Consider the following 26,184-nt stretch of genomic DNA (forward strand, 5'->3'; position numbering starts at 1 on the left):
AATGGCAAAAAAGCCAGTCAACCGATGAACGCTACATTATGTTTTTGTGATAGTTCGCAGATAGCGAGATTATCAAATATATGAATTTTAATTGCATGAAAGATTACATCAATTTTTACAAACGAAAGAAGTTTTCACTTACTCCGCTAAATGGAAAGATCCCAATTTTACAGGCTTGGACGACGGAGCAAATCTCGGAGCAGCAGATACAAACCTATTTTTTCGAACTAGGCCACAATATTGGTGTTGTCCTTGGGGAAGCGTCGGGTGGCATCGTTGATGTAGACTTAGATAATGACGTTGCACGTCAGCTTGCGCCGGCAATCCTTCCGGCGACAGGAATGAAATTCGGGCGCAGTTCGGCTCCAGCGGGCCACTACATTTATCGGGTCTCAAGCCCCGGTAAGACGCAGCGGTTTTCCAGCAACGCACACGGGACTCTCATAGAGTTGCGGTCTGAAGGAGGCCAGACAATGTTTCCGGGATCAAGGCATCCGGAGACGGAGGAGGCGATTGAATTTGAGTTCTCTGAGCAGCCGGCGACGATTGCATGGGCGGATCTGAAACAGTCCGTGGAAGAAGTGGCGGTGGCAACCATTTTGGTGAACTATTGGCGAAAAGGCGCTCGGCATAATTTGGCGCTCGCAATCTCCGGGATGATGGCAAACGCAGGTAGAAACTTGGCCAGTGTGAAGCGACTGGTTTCGGCAGTGTCCAGACACTGCCAAGACGATGAGCCTGAGGATAGGGACCTATGTGTAAGCACCACTTTTGAAGCTCATGCAGAGGGGAAGCCGATTGCAGGGTACGCCGCTCTAACGGATCTAGTCGGAAGCGAAACTGCAAAACTGACAGCAAAATGGATCGGCTTAACGGCGCTCGCACCGGGCAACAACAACGTATCTGCCGATTCCGACGCTGGCCGAGCAAAGATCTTTGCCGACGAGAATCGTGGTTCGATCTACTACGCCTCGCTAGGCAAAGAGTGGTATAGGAAAGAGCGAGGAATCCTAGAAATTGTCACTATTGAAGGCATGCAACGTCAGGTCGTTAACACGGGTTGCTCGCTGATTGTCAAAGGAAAAATACCGTTTCCGAACGCAAGCAAATTTTCCTCCGTTTCTGGGATTGCAAACATCCTCACGCTGGCTCGCTCCGAACTCGCAGTTGATAGCGGATTGTTTGATATCGATGACGATCTGGCAGGATGTCGGGATGGCGTTCTTTCGCTAGACGAAAGCCGATTGATTGAACCGGGTGCTGCCCTGATCACAAAGCGGTTGGGAGTAAACTTTAGGTCTGACGAAAAGTGTCCCCACTTCGAGGGCTTTTTAGGATCGGTATTTCAGGGGGACGTTGAGGTGATCAAATTCGTTCAGCGAGCGGTCGGCTACACACTCTCCGGCGAAACATCGGAGCAATGCCTTTTTGTCCTTGTCGGGAATGGTGCGAACGGCAAATCGACACTCATGAACGTGCTTGCTGCCCTATTCGGCGACTACAGCGGCACAACCCCTATGCAGATGTTGATGGTCCAAAGATATGGCAATCAGGCTTCCAATGATTTGGCGGCGCTGGTGGGAAAGCGATTTGTCTCGGCCTCAGAAGGGGAAGCCGGAGCGAAGTTGGCTGAGGCGAAAATCAAATCTATGACGGGTGGTGACCCGATAACGTGCCGAAAGCTATATCAGGACTTTTTTGAGTATCAACCCCGGTTCAAGCTTTGGCTAGCAACAAACGATTTGCCCCGTATCGACGGGACAAGCGAGGGCATTTGGCGGCGGTTTAATGTGATCGAATTTCCTGTGACATTTGCCCCAAATGAACGTGACAAGACCCTGCCGGCTAAGCTTAAGCGTGAGCTTTCTGGTATCTTGAACTGGGCGCTGGAGGGACATAGAAATTGGAAGGCGGAAGGACTAAATCCGCCGGCCAAAATTATGAACGCAACAGCGGCCTACCGGGGTGAAAACGACACTATTTGCCAGTTTATTGACGCTTGTTGTGACCTTAATCCAACCGCTGGCCAGTCTACCGCTGAGCTTTTTGCAAAGTATGAGCAGTGGTGCAGTCTAAGCGGAATTGACCCTCGACCCAAAGTTTTGTTTGGGAAAGAGCTCGGTCGGCAAGGGCTAATCAGCTATCGGCATGCTGCGGGAAATGGATGGAAGGGGATTGCTCTAAAAGACGAAGCCATTTTGTACTAGCAAAACGATGTATGAGGTGTATGTCGATGTCATGATTTATCTTATACGAATGGGGATATATTTATTATTACGTTGACATACACTACCTACATCCAAGTGTTGCTTTTTTTAGTACCGAAATGTAATTACGTCTTATATTAAAGAACCGCTGATCCGACGCTGTGTTCAATCGATTGCATTCACCCATAAAGTCTGATGCATATCCTATCACCTCTTTCGCCAACAATTCTCTCTACGACGATCAAGCCGTTTGGTCCCCCGGGTGTTTCTCATGCTTTGGCTGTTCAGAAATGACCGCTATTACGAAACAATTGCACAGGATTTTGTGCGTGATTTTGACTCTCGCTTTCGGCTTGGGGTCGCCAAGCACGTCGCATACATCCACACTGCACTAACTCAATTTGGCAAATTTAACGACGATGTAACCGAAACTTTGCTGTCCCAGCCGAAGATTGTGGAAAGCCTTTTCGTCGCCCTTCTCGCCGAGAATTGCACAGCGTGGGCGAACGCAATTTCATCGAAGACCGAGCGACGATTTGTCGAGGCCGTGGTTGGGGAAGGAAAGCGTATCTATCCCAAACTGCTGTCCGATGCCTCGGAATTCTACTTCATGTTTCGGGAATGTAAGTCCGACCCATTGAACACCCGGGTCAGGATTGCGTGTTTTGCGTTGTCAAAACTAGGGTCCGTCACACAATCGATGATGAATCATCTCGCTTCCGACCCCGTCGCACAACTTGTCGTACAGGGTTCACTCATCGAGGATGGGATTGCGGGCATTCTCGCCGATATGAAGGCGGGCAAACGTGTTTGATATTCATTATTCTAAAGGAGACTGTCAGGGGTGCTCTGCACCAGTCAGTCGACAAAGGAGTATCCACGACCTACAATTTCGGGAAGACAATCATTGGCAAAATCCGTGCACTGAATGGTTGCTAGTGCTCAGAGTCGGAGACAACGATGCGCAGTTGGTGGGTTAATCACAAGCAGACCTTTAGGGAAGAAACTGTGGGCGGCTACATTTGGTCACCAAAGCAGAACCAAAACGGTGCTCGCAACCAGACGTATGACAATATGGCGTCCGTCGAACCCGGCGATTTCATATTCTCCTATGCTAACCAACTTATCCGACAAGTCGGTGTCGCTTCCGATCGTGGAATTGCCAGCACCAAACCAGCCGAATTCGGCACCAAAGGCGAAAATTGGAATGCTAACGGCTGGCTTGTTCCTGTGGAATGGCAAGCGCTTCAACAGCCATTGCGTCCCAAAACCTTTATTGCCGAATTGGTATCGCTACTCCCCGAAAAACATTCACCGTTGTCGGCTGACGGTGACGGCAGGCAGAACGTATATCTAGCGGCGATTTCAGATCAAATGTCCCGGTTGCTGCTTTCCAAGATTCCCGAACGGGTGACTCTCGGATCTGCAAGTGCGCACGTGCAAATCCAGAATCCAATTGTGGAGGGCGAGGAAGATCAAGTTGAACGGACGATCCTAAACAACACGGCTATCAGTTCGACCGAAAAATTTGAGCTTATCAAAGCACGCCGTGGACAGGGGAGGTTTAGGCAAAATCTTGAAGGCATCGAAGGTTCCTGCAGGATAACAGGGGTGACTGATCGGCGCCTATTGAGGGCGAGCCATATAAAACCTTGGCGCCTTTGCGAAACCAACCACGAGCGACTAGATGGTCACAACGGGCTGCTACTAACGCCCACAGTCGATTTGCTCTTCGACCACGGATACATATCTTTCAGCGACGAGGGTACTTGCCTTATTGCAGATAGGATCGCCGCATCGGAGCTTGCGCTTATCGGCTTATCAAGCGGCAGATTTCCGGCAAAAGCATTCAATGAAACGCAACGTGCGTACCTGCGATACCACCGGCGCCTGTTTTCATTCGCCGACTGAGGATCCAAGCCAATGTGGCTGAACAGATTTCAATTGGTAAGGCTCTCGGCTCGCCTCCTAGCTGTCGTTATATGTTTGTTGAGCGCTACAGACCTCGGCTCATCGCAAGAGCAATGCGATCCAAATTATGACCCATGTGTCCCGATTGCCAGCGATGTAGATTGCGCCGGCGGTTCGGGAAACGGCCCTGCTTACGTTCGAGGTCCAGTGCGAGTCATTGGCACCGATATTTATGATCTGGACCGGGATGGCGATGGCATCGGCTGCGAGGGGTAGCCCCGCTGTAGCCTGCATATTAGCGCTCCCGGTATGACAGGTAGGCGAGTTCGCTCAGACCGTTGTCCGAAGGACCTTCAGCATTGGCAACTATTGCCTGCAGGAAGACCGGATAAGCGCAATCGCCCGCTCGTGGGCACCAAGCGTTAGATTCCATCCACTAGCAGTCCAAACGACGCTGCGACGCCGATTCTCCACCGCCAGTGGAGACGTTTTTGGGTTCTTGAGCACTGGTTCCGTTAAGTGGCAGTGTAATCAAAACTTGCTGCGGGGGAGTGGTTTATTTGCCCTTACGCTGGTGGTTCTCGCAGACAAAATCCCTCGACGGGATGATCGGCAAATCCAGTGCCTTGCCAGCCGGATCATATCCACTCGGAATAATGGGAAGGCCACGGTTTTCCGGATGAGTGCAGCGAGGGCCCAATCCCAGCGCCACCAGCCAAGCCAAATGCTGGCAGTTTCCGCAATTCCTGACTTCATCGAGCTGGGCGGCACTCATTTTCATTTCCATTATGACGAGTCATTGACCTTGACGGCCTTGCGTTCCTCGCTGGCGAGATATTTGTCGAGGGGTTCCATCAGATCATCGAAGCGCTCTAGGCCATCCCTTTGGTCAACGTCTGCCAGCGTGCCCCGGGAAATGTCCTTCCTTTTTCGCTTGGTCGACTTGCTGTTCAATTAGCCTTCGCTGCGTTTTGCTGATTGTCCATTATATCCGAGATAACCCTGCGGACCGTGGATCGGCTCAACCCCGTCACAGCAGCAATTCGGCCCGGGCTTTTTTCACCCAAATGCATCTCGATGATCCGGAGCGTCTTCTTCTGGGTGGTTGGGCGACGATACATCAACCGATTTTCAGGCATTGGGGCTTCCTCTCAGTAGCTTAGGCGGCTTCCGCCAAAATTCGATAGACGGATGACCGACCAACCTTGACGATTTTTGCAATTTGGGATGCGCCTTGCCCGGCCAAATGCATTTCGAGGATTTGGGACGCCTTGCGCCGGGCAGTGGGTGCTCGCCCCTTGAACTTGTGCTCAGCCTTTGCTTTTGCAATGCCTTCCCGTTGACGAGCAAGCATGATTTCACGTTCAAACTGCGCAATCGATCCCACGAGGTTCATCAGCAGCCGGCCAGTAGGAGAGGTTGTATCAATGTTCATGTCGAGGATCTTCAGACCGACCTGCTTGGCTTCGAGTCTGGCAACAATTTGACTCAGGTCCGATACGGAACGGGCAAGGCGATCCAGTCGGGTAACAACCAGCACATCGCTCTCACGAGCAAAATCGATCGCCCGCTCTAACTCGGGACGATTGGAATTGACGGAAGAAACCTGCTCGCTGAAGACCTTCTCGCATCCCTGCAACTTCAAGTCCCTTAACTGGGCCTGATAGCCTGCCATCTGTTCGATCGAACTTGTGCGGCAATAGCCAACCAACATGTTGAATCCTTCCCAATAGCCTCCAAGAGATTGTGGGGCAAGATGCCCAAAATGTCAATACGACCCTTGTGGGACACGGATCGTCGGATACAGTCATTCCCATAAGGGCAGGGGCTGTGGGAATGATAAGACTGCCGATTTATGGTTTTAAAATTGAAGGTTTTCGAAGTGTCTATCGGGAGGTCCAAGAGATCGGGCCGCTTGAAAGGATCAACATTTTCATCGGTCAAAACAATTCCGGTAAATCTAACGTAATTCGTTATATCAGTCGCTATCTATCTGCCACGTTGGGTAGCAAAAAGGTAACGGTTGCTCCGACGGATATACCACGTTCTGGGTACACGACCGCAAAATACACATGGATGTTATTTCCAATAGATGTAGAATGTGCTGAGATCGCCTTTGGAAAAAGTAAGTGGGCACCCCACGTCATAGACGTGATGAAGAAATTATTGACGAGCATTGATGCTGGAACAATGATATGGCTGCCGATATCCCCTAACGAAGGTAAATATTTCAAAGATCCAATTTTGCTGCGTGCGATGATTGGAAAGATCAACGATGAGCAACAAAACCAAATATATAGAACGTGGGCAAATCTGAGCAATTCCAGAGACGGAACTATTGATGACTGGCTTCCTTGGATTATACAATCGTACGTGAAGCAGTTTATCAACCCTGTAGGTGTTGTTGTGATCCAAGCTCTGAGGCGAATTGACACCAGATTAGACGAATTCAGACCTGAATTCGGGCCGTCTGCAGGTCACGACGAAATTATCGACAAGCTTGCTGCTTTGGCTAGCCCCCCTTGGAATAAGCAGGAAGATCGTGTTAGATTCTCTGCAATCGAGCGATTTATAAATACGGTCCTCTCTAGAAATGATGTCAAGGTCGAGATACCGTACGATAAGCAAACAATAAACATTAGTATGGACGGGAGAGTTCTACCCGTCGAAGCTCTTGGAACAGGCCTTCATCAGATAATTCTTATGGCGGCGAATGTCATTTCCGTTACAGACTCAGTGGTATGTATCGAAGAGCCTGAAATTCATTTGCATCCTGAGCTTCAGCGCCAATTCATGAGGTTTTTGGAGACGGAGACCACCAACCAATATTTTATCACGACTCATTCCGCACACGTTATGGATGCTGTTGATGCTGCAGTGTTTAGCGTCGAGTTGAAGGAAGGAAGCACCTACTTCCGGCGTGCGATTGGTCGGCAGTCTAGACGTGCAATATGCGACGACCTTGGCTATCGCCCCAGCGATCTTCTACAAAGCAACTGCATAATCTGGGTCGAGGGACCATCGGACAGGCTATATCTGAATCAGTGGATTTCCAAAAAGGATCGAACATTGGTTGAAGGAATTCATTACTCCATCATGTTTTACGGCGGGCGACTTTTAAGTCATCTAAAGGTGGAGGACAGTGAGGTTGACGAGTTCATTCAATTGCTGCCGATTAATCGCTTTCCGTGCATCGTGATTGACAGCGACAAGCGGTCAAAGCACGCAAGAATGAACGAGACAAAGAAGCGCATCGTCCGTGAGTTTGATGGTGCCTCAGCCTTTAGCTGGGTGACAAAAGGGAAAGAGATCGAGAATTATCTTTCCGACGAAACCCGAGACAGTGTCTCGAAATCGATCCACAAGGGCTCTGTAGGTGCAACCTACAAGGGCGACGATTATTCGAACGGTTTAGCCTACACGACATCAAAAGGGACGGTCATCGAAAAAGTGGATAAGATCAGGTTTGCAAAGGCGGCTTTGACAGAGGAAGTGGATTGGACCCGGCTCGATTTGGAAGAGCGGATTAGCCAGCTCGTTAAGTTCATCAATAGAGCCAATCGCATAATTCATGAGAGTGTTGCCGGGCGGTAGCCGCTCCGGGACGGGGTGTTCTGCACCTTGCGGAGTAGAGCGTGCCGAACGCTGACGAAGACTTCATTGGGGGTAGTGGATTGACGAGCCAGATTTCCGCCGCACATTTTCTCAAAATGAAGAACAGCTTTCGCTTGGATGTCGCACGATTCCTTGCTGGCCTTGCGCTCGGGAAGGCAACGATCACTTATGGTGAGCTATCCAAGAAGTTCGGAATTGCCACACGTGGTTGGGGTGACATCCTTGGTGGAATTGCCATACGGTGTCATGAAGCGGGCTACCCATTGCTCTCGGTTGTGGTCGTGAACGCTGCCACGAGGATGCCGTCAGAGGGCGCTGTTTTATACATCGATCTTGGGCTGACATCCAAGGCGGGCATCGTCGAAGAACAATCAAAATGCTTCGAGTTCGATTGGTCTCAAACGGCCCTGACACCAGTTCGGCCCTAGATGGGTGGAATGACGCAATGCAGGGGAGTGAATATGAATAGAAATAAGGTAGTCCGTGCGCTTTTTCTTTTGGCGTCTCTAATGCCATTCTCCGCCATCGCAGCCGACAAACTGCCTTTTCCCGATGGTTCGTATGCCTCGAAAGCCAAGTTTTGTAAAATGAGCAGGGAACAAGCCTACGCTGAGTCGGAATTTGCCCTTTATGACGTCAGGGGCAGCGAACTTTCGAACTACGAGACTTCCTGCACCGTGAAAAGCGTTTCAGTCAAAGGGAGCGCCGTAAAATTCAAACAGGTATGCGAGACTGAGGGCGAAAGCACGGTTGACAAAGTCACTTGGAAGAGACTCGACGCAAATAGCTTCTCGGACGAAAAAGGCCAAGTGTGGATAGGGTGCGGACGCTTTGTTGAATGATCCGATCCATCCGTCTCGGCGAGTGCTTCTGGGTGCGGTTCTTGCGTTCTGTATCATGCCGATGGGCATTGGCGCTGCGGCAAGCTTCGATTGTCGAAAGGCTTCAAGCAAGGACGAGCGCCTGATTTGCTCGAACAAAAACCTGTCGGATCTTGACGCCCAGATGGCAGACGCATTTAAGGCGGCTCGCCGAAAATCCAACGATAAGGATGCTCTTCTGGCTGATCAGAAGGACTGGCTGGAAACACGAAGCATGTGCGTACTTCGTGGCGATAAGGCGATGCAGATCAGTTGCCTGATCTCTGCAACCGAAAATCGCCGGGATGAGTTGCTGAACCTCACAATGAGTGGCGAGTTGGCACCGGAAGGTAGCGCCGCCACGATGTCGAACTCCATCGTCGGGCGACGAATCCAAGGCCGTTGTCACATGGATTATTGCGGCTGGTTTAGCATTGAAAAGCGCAGCATCGCCGCTCGTGCGCCAGATGGTGTACTTTACAAGGTGGAAAGTCGGTATTGGGAATCTAAACATCCCGAAGGCACCTATGACACGCCGGCTCCTTTGAAAGAAAACGGACGAGGCGACTGGTATGCGTTCTGCTCGCTGACACGTCCGGCGACGCTGTTTCACGACAGCACTGAGAAGAACTGGGTTGTTTCGACGCTCTCCCCTAGCGATCAAGGTGGGATCTTTGGCTACAACGAGTCGTCATACACTGAATATTTTGCGGCCTGCCACGATATCGAAATCACTGATGTCTATGGTCAGATGGTCTCGAAGGCAAAGCGGTTGGGTTATCGGGTTGATGCTGAAGCGGTAAAGCAGGAGCGGTTGCCTGATCCAATGGATTATTTGCCAGAATAGAGTATCCGAGCGGGAACCTGCGCTGGAAGTGAGCCGAGCAAATCTAGGCGATCCGCAAGCGCACATCTATAAGAGGGGGCGATGGCAGGACTCGAAGCCGCTCTGGAGCGGTTCAACAGAAAAGAGAGATATTGGCTGCTGAAAGAGGCATTTGGTTTGCAGCCACTCAGCCAAAATTTCCGGACAAAGCTAGGCACCGTCTTCGGACCAGATGCCGGCGTCAATATCCCAGAGAACGCATGGTGGGCGATTGACTATCATGTGGATTGGTTGTTCGGCGCCTTATCGACCACATTAACGTCTGACGAAACATTCCCGGCGTACCCAAATGAGTTGGGTCAGGTTAAGGGCACGCAGGAGGATTTCGACCTCGTAGTCGCCTACAACCGAACGCTGATTATCGTGGAGGCGAAGGCGGGGCAGCATTGGGGCAATAAGCAGGTAAAAAGCAAGCTTGCTAGGCTGACAGCGCTGGTGGAGTACAATAGCCGTCTTCCCGAGTCGCTCAGGCTTTATTTTGTCCTAGCCTCGCCAAGGCAACCGACCAAACTGGATGAATCCTCGTGTCCTCCTGCGCTCCAGACAAAAGAAGGCAGGGTGCACTGGATAGAACTCGGCTACGGGTCGCCCGATGCTAAGCACTTAGCCGTCACTCGGTGTGACCATGGCGGGAACCGAGATGCGAAGGCTGATCACTGGCGGGTGCGAGAGGTTTAACAATGCGTAGATTGGTAAATCTAGGTCTGGCAACGCTCTTTCTGGCCGCCTCCGTTGTAAACGTATTTGCCTTCGATGACGTCCCGGTGTTGAGACAATTGTTAGAAGTTGTGAGCGACCGAGGGCAGACGAATGAAACTGAATTTTTTGGGCGTATCGGTATTGTTTCTGGCAACGCCTTAGCTTTCGACGAGAGGTCGTATAAGAAAGGTGGCCCCACAAAAATAGAAAAGTTTTTGGATCGATGTTATGGTATTGCCAAGAATTCAGGTCAAATGAGGAACTTAATGGCATGCTTTATTGCCGACTTCGAATTAACAAGTGTTATGAGTCGAAGTCTAAAAAGCCCAACGATAGTCGACACGACGACTGATCGATTCAAAAAGTTCTTCTCTGAATTGGGCATCAATAAAAATATGCAACAGAAGATTTATGAAAAGTTTAAGGAAGGCTATACCCATGCTTCGAAATGGAGGGAAACTAGGACTATAGCAGAAATAAGCAGTTGCATTCAGGCAGGAATCGGTGGGTTAGATTGCCCATAGGTCCATTACCTAGGTTCGGCAGATCAGGCTCGGCTTGCCTGCTTAATGCCTTCATAAAAGTTGTGCAAACCAAAACCGGCTTTGTCCCGGAACTCATTCTCTGCCGCTTTTAGCTGCTGGGAAACCGGCCCGTAATCTTTGATCTTATCAATTGCATAAAGGCAGCCGGCGAACAGCGTGGCGGCAGCACCGATGCCGCTCTGCAACTGAGATAGCAGTCCAGTTATTTCGGCTCCTCCACCGCTTCCTGATAATGCTACCGCTTTCGCCACTTCGCATTTGATTTGGAATCTTAAGTTGGCACGTTCCTGCTCAAGCTCCTCCGCCTCCTTTCGATAAGCCGAGATACTCGCTTGTGCCTTCTCTTGGAACTCTGCCGTGTCGCCTATGTCCGCTGAAATAGCAGCGATAGACTGTAGCATCTCGTCCCTAGCTGCAGCTTGATGACCCCACGCACGGGTGCGCAGTTTTAACACTTCCTCTACAGGCATGGTCGCTAGCACCGCCTCGTCAATGTATTCGCTATGGCCAATTCGCATCACTTGTGAACGTGTCGCCCAGAACGGATCAAACTCTGTAACTTTGTCCATGACTGAGTTGGCTCGGCTCGCAATTCGATTGGCGATGTTTCCTGTCGATGCCTGTCCGAGAAATGGAACCATGTTTCGTGAAGCACAGAAGCCAATTGTCTTCATTACCGATGCTATTCTCGCCCGTCCAATGCGGGAAAACTCCTCTCGAAGATTCTCTCGATTTAGTGGGCGCTGGATCGGCGCAATCGCCGGATCGTCATTGATTCCGCCGTCGGCGGCAGACTGGATAGCCAGTTCCTGAACAGTCTCATCCGGCAAAGAGAAGAGCCATTCATCGCCTTCCAGCGCTGTGGAAACCACCTCTTCGTCCCGAGCGATGTTTCGAAAGGCCCACAGAAGGAATCGTGGGTTGAGAGGGTAGCCACCCATTTGAACGGCACCAATTGTGAATAAATCGGATGAAGACCGATCATAGGATGACACCACGTCAACGAGCCCTTGGCGACCTGCAACTGAGAACTCATCAAGGAGTTTTTGAAAAGCATCATCATAGCCGGGAGCCTTTCCCAAAGGCTTGACTGGGCCGGTATTCATCCCAACGAATGGCGGTGCGCCCATCGCTACAAAAAATGATTGGGGGGGAAAGAATTCTCGATCGTCGGGGTCGAAAAGTACAACCCGATCAAAGGTGAGGAGCGCCCTTTTAAGTTCAAGTGAGTTACTAACCCGCTCTGTTGGGGCAACTACGGTCTCGTAAATCACGGACGCCACCTCAATGCCTTGTTGATCAACTGTATCAAGCCCATAGCGTGTCACGGCACGAGAGCGGTAGGGGTTTTCCGAGTCGTCCTATGCGTCGATGAACATCAACAACAAGCTGACATGCGCCAAACTGTTTACCGAATACGCATTCAGCCTAAGTTCCATCTAGCGGTTCCACCTTTAGAGAGCCTCGGCAAGTCCGGGTTTTTGTTATCCGCTACGGTGACATCTGGATGTATTTGCAATTGGCGTAAAACTTGCCGGTCTGCCACGTGTACCGGTGTTCTATTTGATCGGTTGCCATACAGGCGACGCCAACAATGTTTTTCCCGTTCGTATTGGTGACAATGGATTTCGTGGTGTAGTTCCAGAAATAGTTAGCCTTCGGATCATCCGGCTTTGCAAACTCGCTGTACTCAATCGTGCCACATGAATCGTTGGTCTGGATGGTCGACTGCCAGCGCTTGGTTGAATAGTTCTGCGTGAAGGTTTTATCGAATGACCAATTGCTAATGTTGCACGTGGCACCTTGCAGTTCGTCAGCGGCTCTCGCTACCGCTTCGGCGCTGGCGGCGTCACGGGTTTGGCAAAAACTGGCAAAGGCTCTCATTAGCCTGATGGTGTCGGCTTTAGACTCCGGTGCCTCTTTTGCCCAATCTGCTTCAAACTGTTTTCTGTCAGTCACTTCGGGTGGCGCTTTCCCGCTTTCCACTGCCTCTAGAAATGCAGCGAACTTGTCACAATCCTTAAACTCAGAGGCCGGGGCTTTCAGCATGTCGGCGGCGCCTTTTGCAATGCGTTCTTGAGCTTTCGTTTCGTCGGGTTTGCCGACCGACATTTGTGTAAAGTGACAATGCATCCCATCCGCAACGGGAACATCGCATGTAGCGACGATGGCGCTCTTTGCATCCTTGTTTTGGACGTACACGGTGGTTGGGCGTTCAACATCGTCGGCTGCGACGGCGCTGGATATCGGCAAACTGGCCAGCGCCAGCAATCCGAACTTGCGCATTCTAGTTCCCCTCCCAAACCGCTCCATTGCGACCATGGGCACACAGATAAGGTGCTGTCGATCTTCCTGCACCAGCACGAACGCAGGACTGGTAGGGACCGAAATAGATGGTCATAGCGGTAGCCAACAAAATAGCAGCGGCGATGATGAAAGCGGCTTTGGTTTGTTCGCCCACAATGAAATCCCCCAACGAACATCCATAGCACCAACTGGACCACGCTGAAAGTTAGGAAAATCCAAGGAACCCATAATGTTCAATTGACTGTTGACGGGGGCTACTCTGGTGAGGCGTATTGGGAGAGAATGCTAAACAATCGGCGCATTGACTTGCGTAGCTATTTAGAGTCGGGCAACGCTCCCCAATGGGGCATGGGGATTAGTGTGCTGGATGGTTTTCTAGCGGGTGTGGCTTGCTCGCCCGAAAAAATAGATGCCACCCAGTGGCTTCCTTCGGTTTGGGGAGAACTCACTCCGGAGGATAACATCCTTCGTAGCCTCTGGCCTAACAACGATCCCGTTGACCAGCGAATGCACGAGGTGACGGCTGAGCAGGTTCTCGCCAGACACAACGAAATTGTTCAATTGCTAGAAAGCGACGTGTCCACAATCGAACCGATTTTTTCGGAACAGAAAGAGGGACATGGAAGGGCGGAAAAGTGGTGCTTTGGTTTCATGGAGGCCATCCAAACTTCCACCGGACTCTTGGAGCGATATGATGGAAAGCCCGGAGGGCAAATACCTGCTCTTCCCAATCACTGCGCACCTGCGTGACAGAAGGGGCGGGACCGGTTTTGGCGATCACAGAGGACGAGCGAGATGCTCTTTTGGAGAGGGCTGCGGTCGAGATTCAGCATGTGTCCCGTAAAATTCACCAGTGCGCTGACACGAAGAAATAGCGAATGCGACGGAAAGCTAATTCCGACAATCAAGTTGGCCAAGGCGGCAGCGCCGCTAGGCAACGATTTTGTGGGGGGAGCAAATGCCAAATCACTTTGAGGCAAGCCGCTACACGGCTAAAATAAAGCAGGTGGCTAAAGAGGCGCTTGAGGAATGCGCCAGCAAGCTTGGCGAGGCCCTGACACTCGCTGAAACTGGCGATGGCAAAATGTCTGGGACAGAACGACTTTTTGACGAAGCCTTTCAGAATGCCGCCAATCGCCAAAAGGTTTTTTACAAAAAGGAGGCGACCACAACGGAAATGGGAGTTCCGGAACGGGTGTTGTTGGCTTCTAAAGGTACGACCCGTGGCAAGATTGATTGCGTACTAAAATTTCAGGGGCATTTGATCGGATTTGAGCACAAGGTTGTTCGAATGCCACGGGTTAAGAACGTGCTCTACGATATTTGGCAGATAGAAGCAGATCACTATCGGATGGAATGGGCTAGCAAGCTGTCGGGCGGCTATTGTACCGTAGTGCTGTACGGCCCCTTGGTTCGAGACGCTGGTAGTCCTGAAACTGTGTACAAGCATTTTCTCAATGCCATGTTTGTGGACTACTCCACTTCCATCAAATGGGGCCAGTTAGGCGACACAAAACGAGGATTGAAACACATGGACCCGCTGAAGTGGATGCTGGGAAGCACCAAGCGATTGGGTTTTGACCTTCCCTATGGAGCTGACAGACCGCTGGACTTTTGCGTCCGAACCAAGGACAGGACTCTTGCTCTTGTAGGGCTTTGGGCTGAACGGCGTGGCCGACTACCCTCTGTGTCTGATTAATCGAAGTTGGGTGTTGATGGCGCATCACGCTTAGCCCGCAACGGCGCTATTTGCGGGGTCGGTAGCCGCCTGTCGCTTCAAGCGTGGCCATATATTTCTCGGCAACGTTTCGTGCCGACCTGTGACGCTTTGTCTGCTTATGGCGCTGACAGGAAGTCCTGTCAGCGCAAAACCGGGGTGACGCCATGTTCAAAAAGAAAACGGTTTTGATCCTTGGGGCAGGGGCTAGCTACGAAGCTGGTTTGCCCGTGGGCGATATGTTGAAAACACAGATTGCTGACGGTTTGAGAGTCCGCAAAACCGATGAATGGTATGGTTCTTGGGCGGTAGCAGACAAAGGTTTGGTGGAAGCGATAAGGTCTCTGGATAAATCCGGACATTATAAGACTGGCGAAATTCAAGATACCTGCAAACGCATCAGCTCAGCGCTCCCGCTAGCCCGCTCGATAGACAATTACCTTCACTCGCATAAAGACTCGAAGGCTATCGAGAAATGCGGGAAGGTGGGCATCGTCGGTTCCATCTTGAATGCTGAACGAGAAAGCAAGTTGAAGGTGGATGACGAGAACGGAGCTAGCCCCAAAGTCGATTTTCCAGAGCTTGCTGGCACTTGGTATAACCGGTTCGCCAGCCTCATGTTCGAGCCAACGTTCGATGATTTGAGACACTCGCTCGAGAACCTAACGGTCATTATCTTCAACTATGACCGGTGCTTTGAACATTTCATGTACCACGCCATCATCACCTATTACGGCTGCTACGCACTGGATGCTGCCAATGTGGTGAAATCGATGAAAATCTATCATCCATATGGAAGTGCCGGGTATCTCCCATGGATGGAACAAAAACCCGCCGCAAAATTTGGAGAAGTCGTTGATGGTGGTCGGCTGTTGAGTTTAGCCGACCAAGTCAAGACCTACACGGAAGGCGTGGACAGGGAATCCAGTGAAATCAAAGCCATCCACAGCGCCATGCGAGAAACGAACAATGTCGTGTTCCTTGGTTTTGGATATATCCCTTTGAACATGCAACTGTTGCGGCCACCGGCAGACGGTGCCGAAAAGCATGGAAAAACTCGACCAGAAAAATTCTTTCTAGGTACTGGCTATGGGATTTTCCCAGAAGACAGGGAGATTGTGTCAAGCCGGGTAGCCCAAATGATCCCATCGGAGTATGGCCAAGTGACCATTGGCGACAAAGAAACGACATGCGCCGGGTTGTTCGACAGGTTCGGATTCACGGTCTCGGACCTGTAAGAATCTAACCGCAATCCATCTTCCATTATTCTCTGAATCGATCTATTGAATTCCATCGGCTCACAACAAGGGAGACACAAACCGATGGCAATTTCTTTTGTGGAACAACGTAAGAAGCTGGACGAACAAATCAGGAAGCTAGAAGCCGACAGGCAGGCGCTAGAGACACAGGCGCATGATGAAGCCAAGAAAGCGGCAATGATCGCTATCGAACAGCTAAACGATCTTGGTTATTCATACGTGCTTTCCGAAACCAAGGGACCAAAGTTGGTGACGCCAAAGAAGGGAAGCGGAACCAAGGGAGCCCGAACCCCTTCATCGGGACCGTGCCCAATCTGTCAGTTCGAAACAACACCGCACCATGACGCACGGAAACACCGTAGCCAGCCGGAAGGCCAGAAGAAGCCATTCACGGCTTCCGAGTTGTCGGCAATGAGTTTGACCAAGGTCTGACCACATGAAGCCTAAGCGGGAGACTCTAGAAATGGTGGATGGAAGAAAATATTTCTCCACCGACAATTGGCAGACCATATGGCAGGAAATGCCCAACGGGAGTCCCTGCAAGATAACCGGCAAACAGGAAGCTGACACCATTCGCTTTCTGGTGATTGCCCAAGGCTAGGGAACCATCCACATCACAAACTGCAGAGAAGCCCGGTTCCATCCGGGCTTTTTGTTGCCGTTGTTCTACCGGCCTTGGGCACAGTGATAAGGCGCATCCGGGTTTCCGGGGTATGCACGAACGCACGACTGATACGGGCTGAAATAGATGTACATGGCCATTGCAACCACGATGGCAGCGGCGATCATCAAAGCCGCCTTTATTTGAACGCTCATTGCAAAACCCTCCGCCCAACACCGTCATACCATCCAACGTGACCGGCTGAAAGTTGAGGAAACGCAAGGCTTCTGGCCATCTGAAATCTTTCTGGAATTGACGAAACCATGTTCATGGTGATTGCCGGCGAGGGCAAGCTTGCCGGCGGCCTGCTGGTTTCGGCAAGCACACACCGTCGGTTATGGCCAATCTCTGGGGTAAGGCGGAGAACGGTCGGCTCAAGCGACTTTTCGCTAGTCTTGAATTTTCTGACCATTCAGTTTCGACAAGACCGCTCGCCGGTTAGCGTGTGCGTAGCTGTATAGCATCCGCATATCTTTGTGCCCGGACATCGATTGAACCTCGGGCGCAGTCAGCCCAAGTTCGAAAAATCGACTTATGGCTTCGTGACGGAGATCGTGGAAACGCAGATCATTCACGCCGGCCCGTTTGGCCAGCCGTCGCCAAGCCTGAGTAAGGGCACTCGGCGAGATTGGAAATACCCGACCGTCGATCTTCGCAACGGAATCCAAGATTGCGATAGCGGTGTTCGACAAGGCTATGGTTCGAGATTCGCCATTCTTCGATGTGCGAATGAGAATATGGTCCTTACCGATCTGGTCCCATCGCAGAGCAAGGAGTTCTCCTCTGCGCATTGAGGTCTCTTTGGCGAGCAGGAGAACGGGCAAGAGGTATGGGTTTCGACTTGCCTTAACTGCAACGAGAAGCTGGCAGCCCTCCGCTCCTGTCAGTCGGCGTTGCCGTCTGGCTGAAGACACAGGGATTGCCAATTTCCTCGTGAGATTGTCGATTGGTATATGCCAAATTGAGTGAGCTATCTCGAAGATATGACTGAGGATGGCAAGTTGTCGCCGCACGGTGCTGGCGCTGACTTCTTTGAGCCGTTCGTCACACCATTCTTGAAGGTGCTCCCTGCGTAATTCGCTCAGTTTCAATCGAGCCATGGGATGTCGGAGAAATCGTTCTAGAACCCACCGCTCCATATTCAGATGGCCACGTTTTGCAGCGGAGATAGTGTCCCGATACCGGGCCAAAAGCTCAGCAAGTATCGTGGTCTTTAGAATTGATCGATCCGGGATCAGGCCCTCTCGTTCAATTTCCAGTTCGGTGGCTTGAACCCAGCGAACGGCATCGCTGCGACGGGTGAAGGTCCGGCCAATCGACCTGTGTCCGCTTCTGCGAACCATGGCCTGCCATTTCTCGCCCCGCTTTCGAATTGTGCCCAAGGTCTCTCTCCGTGTGACAAGAGTGTGACATCGAGCGGCTGGCACCTTGGATGACAGGGCGAAGCCTTACTGCTGTCGCCAGAAACCAAGTGATTTCAAGGGGTCGGATGGTGGGCGTGACAGGGATTGAACCTGTGACCCCTGCAATGTCAATGCAGTGCTCTCCCGCTGAGCTACACGCCCATCCGAAGCCGCGCATACACCATTTTTGGTCCAGCGCGTCAATAGCCGGAAAAGGGAAAGAAAGGCTCGTTTTGTCGCGCCGCCGACGAAGCGGCGAGATCACACTGTGCGCGCTTCAGGCGGCCTGAAGCATTTTTTCGACCTCGTTGACGAGATCGCGCAGGTGGAAGGGCTTGGACAGCACCTTGGCGTCTTTCGGCGCCTTGGAATCGGGGTTGAGCGCGACGGCCGCGAAACCGGTGATGAACATCACCTTCAGGTCGGGATCGATCTCGGTGGCGCGGCGGGCGAGTTCGATGCCGTCCATCTCCGGCATGACGATATCGGTCAGCAGCAGGGAGAAAGGTTCTTCGCGCAGCCGCTCGTAGGCGCTGGCGCCATTGTCGAAATCGCTGACGTGGTAGCCGGCCCGCTCCAGTGCCTTGACCAGGAACCGGCGCATGTCGTCGTCGTCTTCCGCCAGCAGAATGCGTGCCATCTTGTCCCGTCCGAATCACCCCAGCCAAGCCTGCCGTCCGGCAAGCCCGTTAACCATCCTGTATATGAGGAGCTGACGGTAAACATCAAGTGAACGTTGGCGGCATTAATCCTGATTTGACGGGGTTCCTGACATGCCGAAATGCTGGACATGCGGCCGATGAGGTGGCAGTTTCCCATCATGATGCATTGCTGTTTCCGGGTTCGTTCAAATTGACGACGGCAGCCGAAGATTTTTCGGTCGTTCCACCCTTCGAAATCCGATCGGGCGCCGAGCAGCGCGTTCCGTTCGTCTTCAACTCACCGCATAGCGGCCGCTATTATCCAGACCGCTTCCTGGCCATGGCGCGGCTCGACCGGAGCGCCATCCGCCGCTCCGAGGATTGCTATGTCGACGAACTGTTCGGCGGCGCGGTGGCGCTGGGCGCGCCGATGCTGGCGGCGAATTTTCCGCGCGCCTACCTCGACGTCAATCGCGAACCCTGGGAACTCGACCCGCGCATGTTCGCCGAGCCGGTGCCGTCCTTCTGCAACATCCGCTCGGCGCGCGTTGCCGGCGGGCTCGGCACCGTGCCCAAGCTGGTGGGTGAGGGGCTCGACATCTATTCCGGCCGTCTGCCGCTGGCGGAGGCCGTCCAGCGCATAGAGGCGGTCTACAAACCCTATCACGAGACGCTGAAGCGGCTATTGACCAGAACCCATGCCAGGTTCGGCTATGCCGTGCTGATCGACTGCCATTCGATGCCGGCGAGCATCAGGGTGGGCGACAGCGGCCTGCGGCCGGATTTCATCGTCGGCGACCGTTTCGGCATCTCGGCCACGGCAGCCCTGACCGAGACGGCGATCGGCCTGCTCATCGGCATGGGCTACACCGTCGCCCACAACAAACCCTATGCAGGCGGCTTCATCACCGAGCATTACGGCCGGCCGGCGCGCCATCTGCATGCGCTGCAGATCGAGGTCAATCGCGGCCTCTACATGAATGAGCGGACGTTCCAGAAATCGGCCGGCTTCGATGCGCTGGCCGACGATATGGCGCGCTTTTCGGCCGACCTGATGGCGATGCCCGACCACCACTTCATAGACCTGCCGCTGGCCGCCGAATGACACGGAGCGGCGGCTGTTCATGAGATCCCCGCGCTGGCCATCCCGCAGCGTAAAAAAAGACCGCATCGTTTGCACGACACGGTCGAAGTCTAGGGAGGAAACGCCCAAGGAGGGCATGGACAGGAAAACCTGTCCGAGAACAAATTTATTGTGCGATGCACAAATGTCAATCGATCCCACGCTTTTTTAATTCACTCTGATGTGAAAATGCGTTTCGATGGCGCCGATGTGTGACATTTCGGCAACGCTGATGTCTCTAAAATCGATAAACCGGCTTGTTTTGGCGGGAAAGTGCCTGCAGACCGGGTTGGCACTCTGCAATGCGGGAGAATCACGTGGACATCAGCATCGATTTCATGCGCCGGATCGCGCAAGCGGCGGCGGCTGAAACCTTGCCGCGTTTCCGCGCACAGGGCGCGGTGGCCAACAAGGAAAAAGGCAGTTTCGACCCGGTCACCGAGGCCGACCGCGAGGCCGAGCGCGCCATTCGGGCGCTGATCTCGGCTGAGTATCCCGATCACGGTATCCTTGGCGAAGAACATGGCAGCGAAAACATCTCCTCAAGGCATGTCTGGGTGATCGATCCGATCGATGGTACCCGCGCCTTCATCTCAGGCTTGCCGGTGTGGGGAACGCTGGTCGGATTGACGGTCGACGGTGACGCCGTCGCCGGCATGATGGCGCAGCCGTTCACCGGCGAGCTGTTCTACGCCAACGCTTCCGGCTCCCACTACGAAGGCCCCGGTGGGCCGCGGAAGCTGTCGACCCGCAAGAGGACGAAGCTTGACGAGGCGACCTTGTTCACCACCACGCCGGCGCTTTTCAAGGGCGAGGCGCGCACCCGCTACGACGCGTTCGAGAAACAGATCCAGCTCGCCCGCTACGGAGCCGATTGCTACGCCTTTGCCATGATCGCGTCCGGCAGCGTCGACATCGTCGCCGATCCCGGATTGAAACCCTACGACATCGTGGCGCTGATCCCGATCATCGAAAAGGCCGGCGGCGTCGTCACCACATTCGAGGGCGGTCCGGCGGAAAAGGGCGGCGACATCCTGGCCGCCGCAACGCCGGAGCTTCATGCGGCTGCAATGGCAGCCCTGCGGGGCTGATAGTCGACCCGATCAGCGCGGCTTGATCGAGCGCTGGAATTCCGCCGGCGTTCGCCCGTAGACCTGCCTGAACGCTGAGCTGAAATGGCTGTGGCTGGAGAAGCCGAGGTCCAGGCCGAGCGTGGTCAGATTGTCGTAGCGGCCAAGCAGGTCGAGCGCGCGCGCCAGCCGCAGGCGCAGATGGTAGCGATAGAGCGGCATCGCCTCGACCTGCTGGAAAACCTGCGTGAGATAAACCGGTGATACCCCGACTTCAGCGGCGATCTCGGCCAGCGTCCAGCGCCGCGAAAGATCCGAGGACAGGACGAGCTTGGCGCGATCGACCAGCTTCTGCCGGCCAGCGCTGGCGCCGGCGGCATGCGAGGTGCGCTCGCCGAGGGAGCGCCGCACCAGCGTCAGCGCCAGGGTTTCGGCCTCCAGCGTTTCGGCAATGTTGCGGCTCAGGCTGTGGCGCAGCACCGCCACCAGCGCCTGAGCCCGCGGGTCGATGCGGCGGCGCTGACGACGAAACGCCACGGCGCTGCCCGAGCGCAACTGCTCCTTCGGCGTCAACTCCTGCAGTTGCGCCTCCTCGATAACGAGATCGAGGCAGGAATCGCCACCCTCGACGGGATGGCTGATCCGGTAGCCTTCGGCGTTGTTGAAGAACAACAACTGGTTGGCTTCGGCGACCGCATCGTTGCGGCCGACATGGCGCACGAAGACGCCGCGATAGGGAAACACAAGATGCGTGGCAGCGGTGCACTCTTCTTCGCTCTTGTGCCGGCATTCGCCGCTGCAGAGGACATCCCTCACCCTGACGGTGCCGGTGTCCAGAAGCGTCTGTACCGTGAACTGCGACATGGTGAGCTGAGACATGGCCGTTGCATTCTACCCTTGCGCCGAAAGCTGCTCCGGCACATTAGGCGATTGGCTTGTCCAAACCTGTCAGGAGACTTCACCTGTCGGGCCCTTCGTAACGGCCATGGCTCAGTCCCACAAACGGCGCATGTATTCGCAGTGAGCGTCGCTGCGCGACAGGCCGATGTCCTTGAGCTGTTCGTCGGTCATTTCGAGCAAGGCAAGGCGGCTTCGGCGCCTTTCCAGTTGACGGCCGATCCAGTTGGCCGCCGCGATGCCTTGTGTCCGCAAGGACCGCCGGAACGTCGCGGTTTGAGTTGTCGGCTGATGTGCGAGGCATTGCGCCGCCGCTGCATGATCGGGGCGCATCGCTCAGGCTTCCCCGTTGCCGGCCACTGATGCGCCGGCCACTGAGGCGCCGGCTTCGTTCAGCGCAATCGCGCATTCCTCGCAGCAGACCTCGACGGTCTTGCCGCCGACCTTGACGCGGATCGGGTTGGCGTCCAGCTGGCAATCGCAGGCAGCGCAGGTTTTCTCGGTCATGACGTCATCCCCTTGGCGTTCAGTATGCGGAGAGATGAGCATTCCGGGGCGGCACCGGCTGTCAGAATCTTTAGCTCTTTGGGTGCTGCCGGCGCTGCTCCTGACAGAAGGCTGTCAGCAGGCGCAAGCTCAAGGCGCCGCAACATGCAGCGCCGGCGGCATCAGGCTGTTGGGTCGTCGTTGCCGGGTATGAAGGCGTCGAAGGCGGCGAGCAACTGCTCGCGATAGACATCGGCCTCCTGCAGGATCTCGTGTTTCGAGCCATCGATCATCAGCAGCGAGCCGAGGCGCAGACGCCTGGCATAGGCTTCCACGGCCTTGGTCGAGACGACCTGATCGGCGCCGGCGGCGATCATCAGCAGCGGCACCTGGATCCTGGCCATGAAGTCGGGCTCACTGATGGCTTCGCCTGCCTTGATTGCCGCCTGCAGCCAGCGGATCGTCGGCCCGCCGAGCGCCAGTTGCGGATAGTGCTCGTAGATTTTCGTGTTGCGCTGATAGCGCCCGGGGTCCGATGTCACCTTGTTGAGGGCGAAGGGCAGGGTTTCCCTGGGACGCGGACCCCAGGCGGCGTAGAGCCGGCCGAGGCCGAGAAAGCACAATATCGAGCAGACGCGGCGCGCGGTTTTTGCCGACACGGGCGAGTCGGGCACCGTCAGGAAAGGCGCAATCAGCACCATGCGACGCACCCGGTTGACCATCGACGGCGCCGCGAGCAGCGCGATCACGGCGCCCATCGAATGGGCGAGGATGTAATACGGGCCGCGGCAGTCGGGCAGCACGATATCCTCGAAGAACTGTTCGAGGTCGCCGGTGTAATCGTAGAAAGAGCGGACATAGCCGCGTTGCGGATCGGCGATCAGCCGGTCGGAATCGCCCTGGCCGCGCCAGTCGAGCGTGGCGACGCCGAGGCCGCGGTCGGTCAGGTTGCGGATGGTTTCGAAATACTTCTCGATGCACTCGTTGCGGCCGGGCAGCAGCACGACGGTGCCTTTCAGCGGCCGGGTGATCGCGGCAAACAGGCCGTAGCGGATCTTCTTGCCGTCGCGCGTGGTGAAAAAGCCGCCGGCGACATTTTGCGGCGGCGGATTGCCTGGCGTGGGATGGAAGAGATCCGTCATTAGGCGCTTGCGTCTTCGTGGTGTCTCACCCGGCAGGGCGTCGGCATGGTGATAGACGCCAATGGATGAAAAGCAAAGGGAGGACGCCAAGGGGGCGGACGAACGACAAGCAAGGCCGGAAGCAGCCTGCGGCGGCGTGCTTCCGGCCTCTGTCGATCCGGGAGGAAGGGACGTTACACCCGGTCGGCCTCGTCGCGGCGCTTTCATCCGGCGCCGCCTGGTTCTTTATCCTGGGGGCACTCTAGCGCCGGCCGGCTGAACGGGCGCCGAAGCAGCGGTTCATCTGCCGTTCATCGACGCCTCGATTGGCGCTCTTCAAAAATCCTTGAAATGCGCTTTTGCGCTCCCCAAATGTCGGATGCAGCCGCCGATGTCGGGGCTGCTGGTCCACCCGAAACGCCTTTCCAGGGTTTCGCACCGGCCACACGCAAACATGTTGCTCAACAGGAGAACACCTCATGCGTCACGTTGATTTTTCCCCGCTCTATCGCTCGACCGTCGGCTTCGACCGCCTGTTCACCATGCTCGACTCGCTGGCCCAGCCCGATGGCGCGCAGACCTATCCGCCCTACAACATCGAGCGCACCGGCGAGGACGCCTATCGCATCTCGATGGCGGTTGCCGGCTTCTCGGACGAAGAGATTTCGATCGAAGCCCACCGCAACGTGCTGACCGTCAAGGGTGAGCGCAAGGAAGAGGGCAATGGCGAAGGCTCCGAGCTGCTCTACCGCGGCATTGCCTCGCGTTCGTTCGAGCGCCGCTTCCAGCTTGCCGACCATGTCGAGGTCGTCGGCGCCACCCTGAAGAACGGCCTGCTTTTCGTCGACCTTAAGCGCAACATCCCCGAGGAGCTGAAGCCGCGCAAGATCGCGATTACCGCCTCTTCGGCCAACGCCAAGCAGATCGAGGCCAAGAACGCCGCGTGATCAAGACGGCGGCGTCACAACGCCCAAGGTTGAAAGCGTCTCCTCCCGAGACGAAAGCGGCGCCGCGAGGCGCCGCTTTTTTTCGCCGCAGCCTCTGTCACCCCAACCGAAGAGTTCTGGCTCTTTTGCGGCGGGCGCCGTCTTCCCATGAAGGGCGATGTCTGATCTTTCGGCTGATTTTTTCCCTGGCCCTAACGGCAACCATTGCGGTGACCTTCCTGCTGGCCGGCATCGTCAAGGGCGTTACCGGTATGGGACTGCCGACGTTGGCGATGGGGCTGCTGGGCACAATCATGCCGCCGGTCGCCGCGGCTTCGCTGCTGATCGTGCCGTCCTTCGTCACCAATATCTGGCAGCTGTTTGCCGGCCCGAGCTTCGGATGGATCCTCAGGCGGCTGTGGCTGATGATGGTCGGCATCGTCGCCGGCACGCTGGCCGGCTCATGGCTGCTGGCCAGCGACAATGTCAAATGGACGACGGCCGGCCTCGGGGCGGCGCTGATCGTCTATGCCGTCTATACGCTGCTGGCGCGGCAGTTGACGGTTCCCGCGTCAGCCGAGCGCTGGTCGTCGCCCATCGTCGGTTTCCTTACCGGCATCGTCACCGGCGGCACCGGCGTGTTCGTCGTGCCCGCTGTACCTTACATTCAGGCGCTGGGCTTGAGCCGTGACGATCTGACCCAGGCGCTCGGCCTGTCCTTCACCGTGTCGACGATCGCGCTCGCTGCCGGCCTTGCCTCGCACGGCGCGTTCCAGGTCGGGCATGTCGCCATGTCGTCGCTGGCGGTTGCGCCGGCCTTGCTCGGCATGTGGCTCGGACAGTTGCTCCGGCAGCGGATCAGCCCGGCGACCTTCCGGCGCTGGTTTCTGATTTTCCTGATCTTGCTTGGCCTCGAGCTTTTGGCGCGGCCTTTCCTTGCTTAGCCACCGGTGCCGGTTGCGAGAACGGCCTCGACGTTTTGCCGGTGGACGGGCTCGTACAGCGCGAAGTACTCGACCTCGCCCGTGGCGAACATGTCGGCGCCGAAGGTTTTCAGATCCTGCCTCGCAAGATCAGGCTCATGCCGGCAGCGAAGCAGTTTTTGAACGTAGGCTTGCGTGGCGGCGATGAGGCCTTTGTCGTAGCCGCCTCGCTCAATCGCTTCGAGCGAGCCGTGATTGGGCAAGATGCGGTCTATCGGCCACCCGCTCATGCGTTCGAGATCGACCAGATGTTGCGCCAGCCGATCCGCCTCGCTGACATAGGTGATCGGATCCTCCAGCGTGTCGCCCGCCAGCAGCAGGCCGTTCCCAGGCATGAACAGCACGGTGCCGTCATGGCTGTGGATTTCGACCTGACGCAGCTCGACGGCGATCGATCCAACGGTGAGGTCAAGACTGCCTTCGAAGGTCCTGTTCGGCAGCACGAGAGGCTTGATCGGTGGAACACCGCTTTCGATCTCGGCCCGGTTGGTCGCGAGCGCCGAGGCGGTGAGCGTGTTGGCGATAATCTCGCAATCCTGAAACACCTCATTGCCGGCAATATGATCGTCATGCCAGTGGCTGAGCACCACCCGGATCGAGCTGACCCCCATGTCTTCGAGCGTCTGCCTGATGAAGCGCGCGTGAGGCAGCGAAATATGCGTGTCGTAGACAAGCGCCTGCGAGCCATCGACGATCGCATAGCTGCAGATGCCGAGGGCATAGGCGCCGTCGTCCAGCCAGTTCGGTTCGTCCGACCAGGCGCGAACGCCGTCGGTGCGGCCATCGTAGAAGCCGAGCACGTTTGGCGCCGGGCGAACCAGCCGCATGGTTGAGCCGAGAAGTGGCTTTGTCATTGGCGCGGTCTCG

The 26,184-nt window shown here is 54.9% G+C and carries 29 protein-coding genes and 1 tRNA gene; 17 read left to right on the forward strand and 13 right to left on the reverse strand.

The features are described from left to right. Positions 1-95 precede the first annotated feature (95 nt). From NKJ80_RS26905 to NKJ80_RS26915, 3 genes are all read left to right on the forward strand, one after another. A complete protein-coding gene (locus NKJ80_RS26905) occupies positions 96-2,207 on the forward strand; it encodes a phage/plasmid primase, P4 family (RefSeq protein WP_352498629.1) in 2,112 nt (703 codons plus the stop codon). Positions 2,208-2,478: 271 nt separating this feature from the next. Beyond that, on the forward strand, positions 2,479-3,021 hold the full coding sequence (locus NKJ80_RS26910) for a hypothetical protein (RefSeq protein ID WP_352498630.1): 543 nt from the start codon (positions 2,479-2,481) through the stop codon (positions 3,019-3,021). Between the two features lie 146 nt (positions 3,022-3,167). Then, positions 3,168-4,118 carry an HNH endonuclease gene (locus NKJ80_RS26915; protein WP_352498631.1) on the forward strand — a complete coding sequence of 317 codons (951 nt, stop codon included), beginning with the start codon at positions 3,168-3,170 and terminating at the stop codon, positions 4,116-4,118. Positions 4,119-4,674: 556 nt separating this feature from the next. Here NKJ80_RS26915 and NKJ80_RS26920 read toward each other — a convergent pair. The 3 genes from NKJ80_RS26920 to NKJ80_RS26930 form a co-directional block, all read right to left on the reverse strand. Continuing rightward, entirely contained in the window at positions 4,675-4,893 is a 219-nt protein-coding gene (locus NKJ80_RS26920; protein ID WP_352498632.1) for a hypothetical protein, read from the reverse strand. A gap of 11 nt (positions 4,894-4,904) precedes the next feature. Then, entirely contained in the window at positions 4,905-5,072 is a 168-nt protein-coding gene (locus NKJ80_RS26925) for a hypothetical protein (protein ID WP_352498633.1), read from the reverse strand. A gap of 205 nt (positions 5,073-5,277) precedes the next feature. Beyond that, complete coding sequence (locus tag NKJ80_RS26930) at positions 5,278-5,832, reverse strand: recombinase family protein (RefSeq protein WP_352498634.1); 555 nt, start codon at positions 5,830-5,832, stop codon at positions 5,278-5,280. A gap of 122 nt (positions 5,833-5,954) precedes the next feature. Here NKJ80_RS26930 and NKJ80_RS26935 point away from each other — a divergent pair, with 122 nt between their 5' ends. From NKJ80_RS26935 to NKJ80_RS26960, 6 genes are all read left to right on the forward strand, one after another. Further along, positions 5,955-7,712 carry an ATP-dependent nuclease gene (locus tag NKJ80_RS26935; protein WP_352498635.1) on the forward strand — a complete coding sequence of 586 codons (1,758 nt, stop codon included), beginning with the start codon at positions 5,955-5,957 and terminating at the stop codon, positions 7,710-7,712. A 41-nt stretch (positions 7,713-7,753) separates the two neighbouring features. Beyond that, a complete protein-coding gene (locus tag NKJ80_RS26940; protein WP_352498636.1) occupies positions 7,754-8,161 on the forward strand; it encodes a hypothetical protein in 408 nt (135 codons plus the stop codon). An 81-nt stretch (positions 8,162-8,242) separates the two neighbouring features. Next, positions 8,243-8,575 (forward strand): hypothetical protein, encoded by a 333-nt coding sequence (locus NKJ80_RS26945; RefSeq protein ID WP_352498637.1) that lies wholly within the window; start codon positions 8,243-8,245, stop codon positions 8,573-8,575. Beyond that, positions 8,568-9,440 (forward strand): lysozyme inhibitor LprI family protein, encoded by an 873-nt coding sequence (locus NKJ80_RS26950; protein ID WP_352498638.1) that lies wholly within the window; start codon positions 8,568-8,570, stop codon positions 9,438-9,440. The genes NKJ80_RS26945 and NKJ80_RS26950 overlap by 8 nt, the downstream gene beginning before the upstream one ends. 81 nt (positions 9,441-9,521) lie before the next feature. Continuing rightward, entirely contained in the window at positions 9,522-10,157 is a 636-nt protein-coding gene (locus NKJ80_RS26955) for a hypothetical protein (protein ID WP_352498639.1), read from the forward strand. Positions 10,158-10,159: 2 nt separating this feature from the next. Beyond that, positions 10,160-10,702 (forward strand): hypothetical protein, encoded by a 543-nt coding sequence (locus NKJ80_RS26960; RefSeq protein ID WP_352498640.1) that lies wholly within the window; start codon positions 10,160-10,162, stop codon positions 10,700-10,702. A 23-nt stretch (positions 10,703-10,725) separates the two neighbouring features. Here NKJ80_RS26960 and NKJ80_RS26965 read toward each other — a convergent pair whose 3' ends face one another. Together NKJ80_RS26965 and NKJ80_RS26970 are read right to left on the reverse strand one after the other, a co-directional pair. Then, entirely contained in the window at positions 10,726-11,997 is a 1,272-nt protein-coding gene (locus tag NKJ80_RS26965; protein WP_352498641.1) for a hypothetical protein, read from the reverse strand. Between the two features lie 217 nt (positions 11,998-12,214). Continuing rightward, entirely contained in the window at positions 12,215-13,009 is a 795-nt protein-coding gene (locus tag NKJ80_RS26970) for a hypothetical protein (protein ID WP_352498642.1), read from the reverse strand. Between the two features lie 303 nt (positions 13,010-13,312). Between NKJ80_RS26970 and NKJ80_RS26975 the strand changes: the two genes are divergently transcribed. From NKJ80_RS26975 to NKJ80_RS26990, 4 genes are all read left to right on the forward strand, one after another. Next, complete coding sequence (locus tag NKJ80_RS26975) at positions 13,313-13,780, forward strand: UPF0149 family protein (protein WP_352498643.1); 468 nt, start codon at positions 13,313-13,315, stop codon at positions 13,778-13,780. Between the two features lie 208 nt (positions 13,781-13,988). After that, positions 13,989-14,729 carry a hypothetical protein gene (locus NKJ80_RS26980; RefSeq protein ID WP_352498644.1) on the forward strand — a complete coding sequence of 247 codons (741 nt, stop codon included), beginning with the start codon at positions 13,989-13,991 and terminating at the stop codon, positions 14,727-14,729. Between the two features lie 185 nt (positions 14,730-14,914). Then, on the forward strand, positions 14,915-15,985 hold the full coding sequence (locus NKJ80_RS26985) for a hypothetical protein (RefSeq protein ID WP_352498645.1): 1,071 nt from the start codon (positions 14,915-14,917) through the stop codon (positions 15,983-15,985). Between the two features lie 84 nt (positions 15,986-16,069). Next, the gene (locus tag NKJ80_RS26990; protein ID WP_352498646.1) at positions 16,070-16,438 is read left to right on the forward strand and encodes a hypothetical protein; all 369 of its coding nucleotides are present in this window, start codon (positions 16,070-16,072) and stop codon (positions 16,436-16,438) included. A gap of 618 nt (positions 16,439-17,056) precedes the next feature. Here the strand turns inward: NKJ80_RS26990 and NKJ80_RS26995 are convergent. From NKJ80_RS26995 to cpdR, 3 genes are all read right to left on the reverse strand, one after another. Then, on the reverse strand, positions 17,057-18,049 hold the full coding sequence (locus NKJ80_RS26995; RefSeq protein ID WP_352498647.1) for a site-specific integrase: 993 nt from the start codon (positions 18,047-18,049) through the stop codon (positions 17,057-17,059). A gap of 108 nt (positions 18,050-18,157) precedes the next feature. Next, positions 18,158-18,232, reverse strand: a tRNA-Val gene (locus NKJ80_RS27000). A gap of 115 nt (positions 18,233-18,347) precedes the next feature. Then, the gene (gene cpdR / locus NKJ80_RS27005; protein ID WP_023671195.1) at positions 18,348-18,710 is read right to left on the reverse strand and encodes a cell cycle two-component system response regulator CpdR; all 363 of its coding nucleotides are present in this window, start codon (positions 18,708-18,710) and stop codon (positions 18,348-18,350) included. A gap of 164 nt (positions 18,711-18,874) precedes the next feature. Here cpdR and NKJ80_RS27010 point away from each other — a divergent pair, with 164 nt between their 5' ends. Then, entirely contained in the window at positions 18,875-19,816 is a 942-nt protein-coding gene (locus tag NKJ80_RS27010) for an N-formylglutamate amidohydrolase (protein WP_023733490.1), read from the forward strand. A 335-nt stretch (positions 19,817-20,151) separates the two neighbouring features. Further along, positions 20,152-20,925: a histidinol-phosphatase gene (gene hisN, locus NKJ80_RS27015; RefSeq protein WP_023671197.1), complete on the forward strand. Its 774-nt coding sequence runs from the start codon at positions 20,152-20,154 to the stop codon at positions 20,923-20,925. A gap of 12 nt (positions 20,926-20,937) precedes the next feature. On the opposite strand, the gene NKJ80_RS27020 is transcribed toward hisN, so the two are convergent. From NKJ80_RS27020 to NKJ80_RS27035, 4 genes are all read right to left on the reverse strand, one after another. Beyond that, positions 20,938-21,768 (reverse strand): helix-turn-helix domain-containing protein, encoded by an 831-nt coding sequence (locus NKJ80_RS27020; protein ID WP_023714041.1) that lies wholly within the window; start codon positions 21,766-21,768, stop codon positions 20,938-20,940. A 126-nt stretch (positions 21,769-21,894) separates the two neighbouring features. Continuing rightward, positions 21,895-22,134: a DUF1127 domain-containing protein gene (locus tag NKJ80_RS27025; protein ID WP_023686421.1), complete on the reverse strand. Its 240-nt coding sequence runs from the start codon at positions 22,132-22,134 to the stop codon at positions 21,895-21,897. Between the two features lie 3 nt (positions 22,135-22,137). Beyond that, positions 22,138-22,308 (reverse strand): hypothetical protein, encoded by a 171-nt coding sequence (locus tag NKJ80_RS27030; protein ID WP_023683236.1) that lies wholly within the window; start codon positions 22,306-22,308, stop codon positions 22,138-22,140. A 161-nt stretch (positions 22,309-22,469) separates the two neighbouring features. Further along, on the reverse strand, positions 22,470-23,429 hold the full coding sequence (locus NKJ80_RS27035) for an alpha/beta fold hydrolase (protein WP_023686420.1): 960 nt from the start codon (positions 23,427-23,429) through the stop codon (positions 22,470-22,472). Positions 23,430-23,887: 458 nt separating this feature from the next. On the opposite strand from NKJ80_RS27035, the gene NKJ80_RS27040 reads away from it, so the two are divergent. Next, positions 23,888-24,355 (forward strand): Hsp20 family protein, encoded by a 468-nt coding sequence (locus NKJ80_RS27040; RefSeq protein ID WP_023671202.1) that lies wholly within the window; start codon positions 23,888-23,890, stop codon positions 24,353-24,355. 203 nt (positions 24,356-24,558) lie between these two features. Further along, complete coding sequence (locus NKJ80_RS27045; protein ID WP_502902231.1) at positions 24,559-25,278, forward strand: sulfite exporter TauE/SafE family protein; 720 nt, start codon at positions 24,559-24,561, stop codon at positions 25,276-25,278. Here the strand turns inward: NKJ80_RS27045 and NKJ80_RS27050 are convergent. After that, on the reverse strand, positions 25,275-26,171 hold the full coding sequence (locus tag NKJ80_RS27050) for an MBL fold metallo-hydrolase (protein WP_352498649.1): 897 nt from the start codon (positions 26,169-26,171) through the stop codon (positions 25,275-25,277). The genes NKJ80_RS27045 and NKJ80_RS27050 overlap by 4 nt on opposite strands. Positions 26,172-26,184 lie beyond the last annotated feature (13 nt).

It is taken from the genome of Mesorhizobium sp. M0030, assembly GCF_040323695.1.
In the GTDB taxonomy this organism is placed as follows: domain Bacteria; phylum Pseudomonadota; class Alphaproteobacteria; order Rhizobiales; family Rhizobiaceae; genus Mesorhizobium.

Coding starts and splice junctions, on each gene's coding strand:
- NKJ80_RS26960 (WP_352498640.1), top strand. CDS start 10,160: ATGCGTAGATTGGTAAATCTAGGTCTGGCAACGCTCTTTCTGGCCGCC.
- NKJ80_RS26910 (WP_352498630.1), top strand. CDS start 2,479: ATGCTTTGGCTGTTCAGAAATGACCGCTATTACGAAACAATTGCACAG.
- NKJ80_RS26915 (WP_352498631.1), top strand. CDS start 3,168: ATGCGCAGTTGGTGGGTTAATCACAAGCAGACCTTTAGGGAAGAAACT.
- NKJ80_RS26985 (WP_352498645.1), top strand. CDS start 14,915: ATGTTCAAAAAGAAAACGGTTTTGATCCTTGGGGCAGGGGCTAGCTAC.
- NKJ80_RS26955 (WP_352498639.1), top strand. CDS start 9,522: ATGGCAGGACTCGAAGCCGCTCTGGAGCGGTTCAACAGAAAAGAGAGA.
- NKJ80_RS26990 (WP_352498646.1), top strand. CDS start 16,070: ATGGCAATTTCTTTTGTGGAACAACGTAAGAAGCTGGACGAACAAATC.
- NKJ80_RS26930 (WP_352498634.1), bottom strand. CDS start 5,832: ATGTTGGTTGGCTATTGCCGCACAAGTTCGATCGAACAGATGGCAGGC.
- NKJ80_RS26975 (WP_352498643.1), top strand. CDS start 13,313: ATGCTAAACAATCGGCGCATTGACTTGCGTAGCTATTTAGAGTCGGGC.
- cpdR (WP_023671195.1), bottom strand. CDS start 18,710: ATGGCACGCATTCTGCTGGCGGAAGACGACGACGACATGCGCCGGTTC.
- NKJ80_RS26980 (WP_352498644.1), top strand. CDS start 13,989: ATGCCAAATCACTTTGAGGCAAGCCGCTACACGGCTAAAATAAAGCAG.
- NKJ80_RS27020 (WP_023714041.1), bottom strand. CDS start 21,768: ATGTCGCAGTTCACGGTACAGACGCTTCTGGACACCGGCACCGTCAGG.
- NKJ80_RS26920 (WP_352498632.1), bottom strand. CDS start 4,893: ATGAGTGCCGCCCAGCTCGATGAAGTCAGGAATTGCGGAAACTGCCAG.
- NKJ80_RS26945 (WP_352498637.1), top strand. CDS start 8,243: ATGCCATTCTCCGCCATCGCAGCCGACAAACTGCCTTTTCCCGATGGT.
- NKJ80_RS26970 (WP_352498642.1), bottom strand. CDS start 13,009: ATGCGCAAGTTCGGATTGCTGGCGCTGGCCAGTTTGCCGATATCCAGC.
- NKJ80_RS27035 (WP_023686420.1), bottom strand. CDS start 23,429: ATGACGGATCTCTTCCATCCCACGCCAGGCAATCCGCCGCCGCAAAAT.
- NKJ80_RS27025 (WP_023686421.1), bottom strand. CDS start 22,134: ATGCGCCCCGATCATGCAGCGGCGGCGCAATGCCTCGCACATCAGCCG.
- NKJ80_RS26905 (WP_352498629.1), top strand. CDS start 96: ATGAAAGATTACATCAATTTTTACAAACGAAAGAAGTTTTCACTTACT.
- NKJ80_RS27040 (WP_023671202.1), top strand. CDS start 23,888: ATGCGTCACGTTGATTTTTCCCCGCTCTATCGCTCGACCGTCGGCTTC.
- NKJ80_RS27050 (WP_352498649.1), bottom strand. CDS start 26,171: ATGACAAAGCCACTTCTCGGCTCAACCATGCGGCTGGTTCGCCCGGCG.
- NKJ80_RS26935 (WP_352498635.1), top strand. CDS start 5,955: ATGATAAGACTGCCGATTTATGGTTTTAAAATTGAAGGTTTTCGAAGT.
- NKJ80_RS27030 (WP_023683236.1), bottom strand. CDS start 22,308: ATGACCGAGAAAACCTGCGCTGCCTGCGATTGCCAGCTGGACGCCAAC.